This window comes from Paenibacillus sp. LT-B23 (genome assembly GCF_059417685.1).
In genome coordinates this window covers 1-9310 of sequence record NZ_JBSQBM010000049.1, presented here as the reverse complement: position 1 = coordinate 9310, position 9310 = coordinate 1, and the positions used below count along the sequence as shown (strand labels likewise).

At 40.6% G+C, this 9310-nt stretch carries 9 protein-coding genes; 8 read left to right on the top strand and 1 reads right to left on the bottom strand.

Features of this window, described 5'->3' with window-relative positions; translation table 11 throughout:
- Nucleotides 1–487: 487 nt before the first annotated feature.
- Entirely contained in the window at nt 488–613 is a 126-nt protein-coding gene (locus ACWXW9_RS28720) for a hypothetical protein (protein WP_494932167.1), read from the top strand.
- Between the two features lie 400 nt (nt 614–1013).
- Entirely contained in the window at nt 1014–2081 is a 1068-nt protein-coding gene (locus ACWXW9_RS28715) for an IS4 family transposase (protein WP_494932166.1), read from the top strand.
- A gap of 188 nt (nt 2082–2269) precedes the next feature.
- On the opposite strand, the gene ACWXW9_RS28710 is transcribed toward ACWXW9_RS28715, so the two are convergent.
- Nucleotides 2270–2797, bottom strand: a complete 528-nt coding sequence (locus ACWXW9_RS28710) for an RNA polymerase sigma factor (protein ID WP_494932165.1) — start codon at nt 2795–2797, stop codon at nt 2270–2272.
- A 623-nt stretch (nt 2798–3420) separates the two neighbouring features.
- Between ACWXW9_RS28710 and ACWXW9_RS28705 the strand changes: the two genes are divergently transcribed.
- From ACWXW9_RS28705 to ACWXW9_RS28680, 6 genes are all read left to right on the top strand, one after another.
- The gene (locus ACWXW9_RS28705; protein WP_494932164.1) at nt 3421–3846 is read left to right on the top strand and encodes an RNA polymerase sigma factor; all 426 of its coding nucleotides are present in this window, start codon (nt 3421–3423) and stop codon (nt 3844–3846) included.
- Nucleotides 3847–3960: 114 nt separating this feature from the next.
- The gene (locus tag ACWXW9_RS28700) at nt 3961–4368 is read left to right on the top strand and encodes a DUF6075 family protein (RefSeq protein ID WP_494932163.1); all 408 of its coding nucleotides are present in this window, start codon (nt 3961–3963) and stop codon (nt 4366–4368) included.
- Between the two features lie 22 nt (nt 4369–4390).
- Nucleotides 4391–5053, top strand: coding sequence for a hypothetical protein (locus tag ACWXW9_RS28695; protein WP_494932162.1), 663 nt, complete (start codon nt 4391–4393; stop codon nt 5051–5053).
- A 227-nt stretch (nt 5054–5280) separates the two neighbouring features.
- Nucleotides 5281–5982: a hypothetical protein gene (locus tag ACWXW9_RS28690; RefSeq protein WP_494932161.1), complete on the top strand. Its 702-nt coding sequence runs from the start codon at nt 5281–5283 to the stop codon at nt 5980–5982.
- A gap of 3 nt (nt 5983–5985) precedes the next feature.
- Nucleotides 5986–6492, top strand: a complete 507-nt coding sequence (locus ACWXW9_RS28685; RefSeq protein WP_494932160.1) for a C40 family peptidase — start codon at nt 5986–5988, stop codon at nt 6490–6492.
- Between the two features lie 193 nt (nt 6493–6685).
- Nucleotides 6686–9241: a helicase-related protein gene (locus ACWXW9_RS28680; RefSeq protein ID WP_494932159.1), complete on the top strand. Its 2556-nt coding sequence runs from the start codon at nt 6686–6688 to the stop codon at nt 9239–9241.
- The last annotated feature ends 69 nt before the right edge of the window (nt 9242–9310 follow it).

The following is a 9310-nucleotide window of genomic DNA, read 5'->3' as shown; positions in this document are numbered from 1 at the left end:
AAAACGTGCTTATTCGGATATAGATGTTCCAAGTAAGCTTTCATTCAAGGTACAAAAGGGTATGAGGTGATATTTAATTACGAACCCAGCATATGTATATATCGGTTGAAAGAGAGATTTAGTTTACAAAATGACCCATTCGTTGGGGTGTTTTCAATGTGTAATACTGGAATAGAGAAAGCTAACAGTAATTTTGAGCAATTGCCTTTCAAAATCAGGAACGGGGCTGATTTAATTGTGATTATGGATTCGGGTAAATTAAATACAGGTTCATATGGAATTAGTGGAATCGATAGAAGTGAAGGGAGAACGGGCATCATCTGGAAAAAGGGGTGTTGTGAGATGGAGTGGCTTTTGATAATATAGGTAATATATATAATTAAAAGGAATATATCCCTTCTATCGTCTCGACACATGTGGAGTGCGTGGTAGGAATGCAACGAATAGATATGTAGAAATCCTTTGTTTTCAACACTTTGCGGGTTTTATGACCTTCACGAAGGACGGCGCTGATTTCAAAAATAAGGTGCTGAAGGACAAAATCGAGGTTTCGGTCGTGCTGGACCTTGGTTTTGATGTGGAGTGTGTAGATACGTTGAATTCATTAAGGTGAGCTTGGTTTGAAGAATTGAACTTTGCTTACCACGGATACGTGAGATGTTATGAAAGCATGAGTGTATAAGGAGGTAGCAGAGTCTATTTGGATTCCGCGCCTCCTTTTTGTTTGATATACCTAATTATAATTAGCCGTGCTAAGATGGATGGAATGGTAAATTTAACTGTGTGTTCAATCGAATGCAACATCCACATCTGATACCAACAACGTGGAGGTAACGCAAGGTCTGAATTGGAAGCAGGGGGACTGACCTAGTAAAGGTGAGAGTAATAATCAAATTTTAGATACAATTCTAAAGTACCACACCTGTTGATTAACCACTAAATGGTAGAAAAAGAGCCGTCAACTCGGTAAAATGTTTGTACCCCTACAAACTTAACCGAAAGGTGACGACTCCATGAAAAAGTCTATCACGATCCCATTGATCCTTCAATCCATTCTGACACCGGAAGAAGTGCAAAGTGTTACCAAGGGAGCAGATTATGAAGACAAAGCCCGTAAATTCACAGTAACCCACTTACTTCAATACTGGTGTGTAGCTGCCTTAGAACAATGGGACAGTTATCGTTCCGGTGTGGATCATGCCGCTCGCAGTGGCTTACCTATGGTTCATTATTCGTGTTTTTCCACCAAAGCGGCCGAAGTCCCCTTTGCTATATTTAAGGAGCTTCTTCATCGAGTCATTCACAAGTGTAGCCGAGAAACACGCCGAAAACTTACGTTTCCCAAAGAATTACTCCTCATCGATTCGACCACCATAACAGTGGGAAAAACACGACTACCTTGGGCTCCTTATCACGGAGAGCGTGCGGGCATTAAACTTCATGTCGCTTTGCGAGCCCAAAATGGGCAACCGCTTCAGGTCGTCGAAACGCTGGGTTCCAAGCATGATGGCCCCATGAGTGAAACGTTGGCTCAACCGGACTACATTGTGGTGATGGACCGTGCTTATGGGAAACTGGAGCGTCTGGACGACTTCAAAATCCAAGGACAATCCTTTGTCATTCGGCTTCGCGACAACGTCCATTTGGAAAAACCTCATGCCCTTTCCCGTCTCCAGAAAGCAGATTCTTCTGTCATTCGGGATATCACCTGCCAGTTGGGGACACCGCAGTGTCGTTCCAAGCAACGTCATCGTGTGGTGATGTTTCGAGATTTTGAAGGTCGAGTCATCCGAGTCGTTACCGATTTAATGCAGGTCACAGCAGAACAAATCGCAAAGATGTATAAAGCTCGATGGCAGATTGAGGTCTTTTTCCGTTGGATCAAGCAACATTTGAATATTCCAACGCTGTTTGGGACAACCGAAAATGCGGTCTATGGGCAATTCTTTTGTGCGCTCATCGTTTATGTCCTGCTTAAATGGTTATTTGATGCCGCTCAAGGGACGTGGCCCCAACATGCCATTCTTTCCTTTGCTCGATTTTCTCGTCTTTTTCTTCTGCAAAATCTACCGGTGGAATAGCTGATCCAGATTCAGCATGTTCTTCTTAAGCGTGTCTCTGCTTCTATTAATCAAATTACTTATTCTGGTTAATCAACAGACGTGCTTACATGTATGAATAGTACGGCCAATGGACCGCTCATCTCGAATGAAGAGCGGTCTGTTTGGTTTTTGTAGAACTGAAAATAAATGGATATTTTTTAATATAATTACTTGATTATACTTTTAATCTTTTGTTTCAATCTATAAATGCGGCTTGTGGTTACTGTATTAGAAACATTGTATTTGGTACTTAATTCAATAATTGATAATCCATCTTTGAAGTAGCTTTGATATAGTTCAAGATCCCGTCGATTTAATCTGCACATTACAGTATCAATGGTTTTAGCAATACTAGTCGTGGAAAACAGCACCTGATCTATCAACGGGCAATTGCAAGTCAGACGTTGAGCTAAATTACAGTGAAATCTAACTTCATATTTTTGCTGGGTATAGCACCTTCGGAAAACATTGTTTACCTGATTACGTGAGGTTCTGTAAAGCCAGCCCTCAATGTTCGGATGCATTTTCAGCTTTTTTACGTGCTGAGTTGCATGTAAAAAAGTGTTTTGTACGCATTCCTCGGTTGCATCAGTATAATGACCTCGCAGAAGTTTTTTGCAATACAGACTGATCCTTTTGGCATGATTCCGATAGATTTCCTCCAAAAATTCCTCATTGCTTTTCAAACTGTACATGTGCTCCTCCCCCTCTCGGCTAGTGGTGATAAAGTACCGCTTAAGATAAAGAGTTGGTTCGCTACTCCTATATTTTACCATGGGATAGCGAATGAGAGTTGTAAGATGTCTACAAAAAATATGATTATGCGACAAAAAACAGGAAATTAATCCTGAAAACATGATTTTTTCATGTGTCAAGCGACATATATCTATGTAGGGATAATTGACTAAAAATGTAGTTATTTTTAATTTTATTTGGAGGCTGTGTAGGTTGAAGAGCTATAAACGAGCAGGATTTTCACTTACGAGTGGCAGCGCCTGAGTAATTGAACGGTAGGCTTTCTTCTCACAAGGATGTTGCTATGTGAGCGGGAGTTGATATTTTGTGGTCGAGTGCCTTTAATATCAAGTCGCATGCAACTCATGCTACCCAAAAGCCGGTAGCGCAGGTCGCTATTTCACCATGCGCTATTCTGTTCTCTTTGTGTCAATTTCAGTGTTGTACTCTGCATATGGGCTTTTGGAGCGTTTTGCTTCGGAGTCCTTTTTATGTTCCTTACGGCTTCTTGAAAGGTGGTATGGGCTGTCGTTCTCCTCCTCTGTTTTGGTTTGCCCAAAAATCAAAAAACGGAGGGGTAAGAATGATTGAAATTAACCTGAGAGACGTGTATTCCTTTTATAAAACAGATGTATGGGTAGAGGTGGATGAAGAGATTGTGCATGAAATGCGCCGCTTCGATAATATTGATAGCGCATACAAGCTGCGTGCGTATCGTCATCGTGCTTATTATTCTCTGGACGGTAACGATGGAATGGAGCATCAAATTTTGTTTCCCGTGCTTTCTTCTGAGGAGGAATATGAGGAGGCTTGGCTCCGGCAAGAGATTTATAAGGCAATGTGCCAGCTATCTGAAAAGACCTTCAGACGCATATATGCCTACTATTTCTTAGGTTTAAGTAAAGTTGTTATCGCTCAGGCAGAAAAGGTGGACGAGCGTGCAGTTCGGAAGTCCATAAGCAGCGGCTTGAAAAAGCTAGCTCGTTTGCTTGATAAGGTACAGCTTTAAGCGCATGGGTCCGATTTAACCTTAAAAATGATGGGATTAATAGAAGGCTACTTAGCATTGCAGCGGCTGGTGTTGGTAGCCAGTCGCTGCAATTAATAAAGGGAGTGATCAGATATGCAACCGAAAATGTTTCGGGATGAGGAGCATGAGCGTTTTTATTATGAGTCGCTGCGAAAGTCGAATTGTACAGATGCCTATCATCGAGCAGTCTTTTATACGTTAGGAATTTCATGGGAAACGAGAAGTCATGCTAACGAGCTATTTGATTATTCAAATGACAGCATTAGGCCAAAAGGCCTCACCGCCGCATGGCAAACCAGCAGTACGATTCGAGTAAGCCGTCTGGCTTTTAATTTGTGGAACGGCTGGACTGAGGACGGAAAGGATAGCTACTCCACCCCGCATGAGCTATTCGACTGTAGCTACGCACCTTTTTTCTTTGAAGCGATTCGCTTGCGTTACCCTGAATACTGTAGAAGTCATGAACGAGCTAACAAAAGAACTGGAGAGCATATCCGCTAATCATTGAGGTGGAGGTGATTTCATGAAGGATATAAAAACAAGGATCAGGCACAAAAACGTGAAGAAGCTGGAGAGACATGTGCAATTGCTCAAAAGGACGCGGGCATCTGTGGTGCAATTCAAGCAGAAAGACAAGGAAGAGCCGGAATCACGCTCTCCCGTTGAGTATGCTAAGGGTAAATCAAATGATGTAGTGAAGCGTTCATGGAGAGTAGGGGGACAATTAACTAGACAATTTGCCAACAGAGTAAATCGGACTGTGCTGATCGAGCAGTCATCTTTATTAAAGGATATTGAGAGAAAGGGAAGCGGGCAAAAACAGAGTAAGGTAAGCATAGTAGCGCGGCGGAAGGCATCAAAGCATAATACATCAGGCGGCGGGCAGACAAGAAGTATTCAGTTACTTCTAAGCCTAAAGCAAATTAAAGTATCGACAAGCCATATCAGGTATAAGGAAAGCAAGTATACCTTGCTTAGACCCATACAGGGCATGTCTGAAGGCGCGTTAGATACAGTGATAAGAAAACAGAGTGATTTAGAAGGCCGGGCTAATGCTCGGCTTTTGTATATGGGACGGGTCTTTAATCTGAAACATTACAACCTACCAAGCAGCAGAAAAGTAGCAATATACCAGCCGAAAATAAGAAGCAGCCTCCTGCAAATTCTATCAATCGTTCATATGTAAGGCGCAAGTCTGCCGTTGAAAAACAATCGGGTGATGTTCAAAGAAGAACTTTCCGAACTCCTTTATCATCTCAATTTGCCAAGAAGCCAAACCATTCTCAGTCTGTCAGGCATTCCTTCAATGCTAAAGGACGGAAAATAATTAAAACGATATCTAAAGAAACCAGAACGGGAGCCTTCAACAGACAGAAAGGCAATAGGAGTGCTTCAGTTCAGCAAAAGGGTGGCATGGAGCAAGCCAAGCAAGCGGTTTACCAGGCAGCACTTGCTCGGAGAAATCTGCAAAGAATACAGGCTATGACCCGATTTAATCTTCGTATCATTCGCATCGTAGTAAAGGCTGCTGCTTTGGCAGTCAAGGGAATAATGGCTTTATTAGGAGTGAGCGGTTCAGTAATTATGCTGATGTGCATCGTATTAGCGGTGGCCTATCTCATTGCATCCCCTTATGGCATTTTCTTCTCTGATGAGAATACGGATAATGACGTAAAGCCCTTGTCAGTGGTTGTTCAAGAGATGGATACTGAATTTACTGATCGACTAGAAGAAATTCGGCAAAATGCAGGCTCCGTTGATCGTGAGGAGATAAACTATCTTGGCAGTGCAGATAATACTCGTGTAGATAACTGGAGTGATATTATAGCAGTGTTTGCAGTCAAGACAGTGATGGATACTGAAAATGGAATGGATGTGGTCACAATTGATGCGACTCGTGTGGAGGCCATTCGCTCCGTCTTCTGGGATATGAATCAAATTGAATACGAGCTAGAAACGATTGAGCATGAGGAGACAGTGGTGGTAGAGCAGGAGGATGGGAGCATGCAAAATACAACGGTTACAACGTATGAAACTGTCCTCCATATAACGATTACAAGCCGAACAGCAGAGGACCAATCAACAGCCTACAGCTTTACTAATAATCAGGATTAACTTATGAAGGAGTTGTTATCAGAAGAATTCAGGCCGCTTATGTTTGCACTATTAGGTAAGAACGGTGATACAGGCTTATCTCAAGAGGAGCTTGATCTGGTTTATCGAGATTTGTCAGAAGGGGAGCATGGAGTTGAGGCTGTTAAGCTGGCATTGACCCGGTTGGGTGACCCATATAGCCAGCCCAAGGCTGGGATGGATCGCTACACAGATTGTAGCTACCTTGTACAGTGGGTTTATAAGCAGTTAAATATTCAGTTGCCACGCACCGCGGCAGAACAGGCCCGTTATATTGTAGATAATAATCTTGCAATTCAATATGAAAATTTAGCTCCGGGTGATTTGGTTTTTTGGAGCTATGAACGCAATGGTCGTTTTATGGATATAACGCATGTAGGTATTTATGCAGGGAATGGAAAGGTAGTCGATGCCTCTTCCAGCCGTGGGCAGGTGGTTTATCGGAATTTGTTTGATGGGGATAAGCAGGTGATTTATGGGAGGGTAGAGTGATATTTTCAATTTATTGATACAGAAGTAAATCGGCTACACTAGTTCGACAGATGATTCATTGATATGGGTCTTCATGAAAAAAATACTGGGTCTTTTGGAGGGATTTGATTTTCTATGTAGAATTTTGTAAGTAAACAAGAACAACAATACTTACAGAGATAGACTTGTAAGGTATGCACGAGGAGGGACAACTGTGACTTTGACTGTTGAGAAGAAATGGTTAAATTTATTAAATCCGAATGTAGTGGATCTATATCCAATTCAGTTTGCAAACATTGAACGACTAAACAATAATGACGTTATTTATCTATTTGATGAAGTTGGCAGTGGTAAAACAATTAGCAGCGGAATAATGGCATTAGACTTTTTAGAGCAATATCCTGATGAAAAGGTATTAGTGATTACTACAAATGCGTTGGCACGACCGAGTGATATAAGACCTAATGGGCAGTTTATAAGTGACTGGTTTGATAAGTTACCATTCGAAGAATATCGTGAAAGGGTCAAAGTAGTAAACAACCACCATTCAAAATTTAAGTCTGAAATGCATTATGGATTAGTGATTATTGATGAGGCTCACCTGTTTTTAAGTCAAGAAACGCAGCGTCACCGTAATTTAATTGAAAATATCACAGCCCAAAAGGTTGTTTTCCTAACAGCTACACCGATAAAGCAGCATGTCTCTGACTTAATTGTATACCCTCGCATCGCAGAAGCCCTTCTCCAAAAGAAAGTCGATGACAGCTGGATTGCCAAATTGCAGACATTAGGTAAAAAACCTGAAGAGTTGATTTGTAGCCAGTTTGATGTTCAATTTCCGGTAACACGATACTTCAAAGATACCATTAAGTCTCTCCAGACTGAGGGGTATCAAAAGACTCAGGCGAAACGTTATGAAACATTAACTTGGAAGTACCAATCTTATAGTAACAAGAACGAAGTTTTAGTAGAAAAACTAAGAGATCTTTGTGATCAATCCAAAGAAAATCGATTTGTTATATTCACCAGATACGTGGTAAAAGAAGCCGATGTTATTGGAGACCATCTTGAATCAGCTGGATTCGTAAAGTCTAATAAAGAGTTACCGGACAGGCCGACATACTATATCGTAACTGGACGTAATCCACAAGAGTTGGCGGATTTTTCAAAGCTGACCGACTTGCCTACAGTGTTAATTTTAACTTATCAAATTGCTGAGCAAGGTATTAATCTGCCGGGCTATAATCATATTGTAAATTATCATGTCTCTGCCTATCCATCTGCTTTAGAACAGCGATACGGTCGGATTGATCGATTAAATAGTCAGAGTGAAGCGATCTATAACTGTTTCCTCATAAGTTCTAAGTATTTCGATACAAATACGTTTAACTTTTACTGTGCCGTTAATACTTGCCTTGGTTCATTGTTAAGTTATTTACCATCAAGGAATACAATTTTGTCACCTGAGATACTAATAAGTTACACGACATTGAAAAATGATTATGAGAAGTATATTGCTCGTATTTCTGGTTTGTTAGAAGATCATATGATAAGTAAGCTTTACGATTGCCTTGTCTTAAGAGATTTTCCCTCGAATCTATCAGAAACAGAAGGAGTGACTAGTGATACAGCTCCTGTTTTAACAGATGAGAATTTAATTGATCTGTATGAGTTCTGTCGGGAAATTTCTCTGGACGAAGAACTTAAAGGGAACAGGTTAGAAGCAGAGAAAGTCTTGTTAAAGGATATTCGTGATGAGTTGAGCCACTTAAAACAAAGTATTTCGCAAAATGACGATGAGAAGGAAAAGGTAATTGAGTGGTTATTAAAAGATAGGGGTATTTGGGATCATATTTTTTATACTAAAGAACAGTCCAATGATTGGTCAAAGCGTGATGTTGGACGGGTAGATGCTGTTGAAGAATGTGCTAGCTTTATCTCAAACAATAGCACTTATGTTACATATCTTTCAATGTTTAATGAACAGGTTCGATTACCAAAAGAGTTTCAAAAGTATCGTGACCAAATCAATCGGAGTTTTGAGAAAGCTTTTGAAGATAATGATTTCAACAAATTGTTCCCCGAGATTACAAATAGCACTTATAAAGAGAAGTGTGCAGAAATTGGGCAACTTAGCCCACTCGTATTAGAAAATTTAGAGCAACTGGTTCCAACCCTTCCATTTTTCAGCATGATAAATCAGTTTAAACTGGAGCTGAAACGCTTAGCTAGAACGGAGTCAGGGAGTTACCGTGATAAATTTGATGGGAAAGTACATGTCTTCGCAACGGCAATGGGGCGTCTTTCCAGTCGCAAATTAGGTCTTTCAAAAGAGATTTATAATAAATACTTCGGACATATCTTTGGTAAGAACTATTATTCATATAAAGATGAATTCAAATCCTTTTTCGAAGTTACTGTCGTGAAAGAGATTAATGAGGACGGGGTCAAGAAGAAGGTTAGTGCCGCAAGTAACTGGTTAAAGCTGGCATACAATGTTTCACGTATAGAATCCTTGAGCTGCAAACTAAAGTATGTGGGTGGAGATAGATACTGGCTGGTGGACATAATTGATTCTGGGGAATCCAAAGCGAGAGGGGAATATTCACTCTTTAGATACTTTATTCAAACAAATAGTTCTGGTTTCCGTACCTGGGCTGCAAATTATCTTGTTGATGATATACCTCGAGCCGACTATGTATGGTCAAATGATTACTGGACAAAAGGGATATTGCATACTGTAAACAATCAAAGTTTTAATTCAAACTGATTTTGTAAGGAGAAAATTTATTGTTTCTGATGATTAAAAGTAATTATGTCAAATAATGGTCAAACCCCC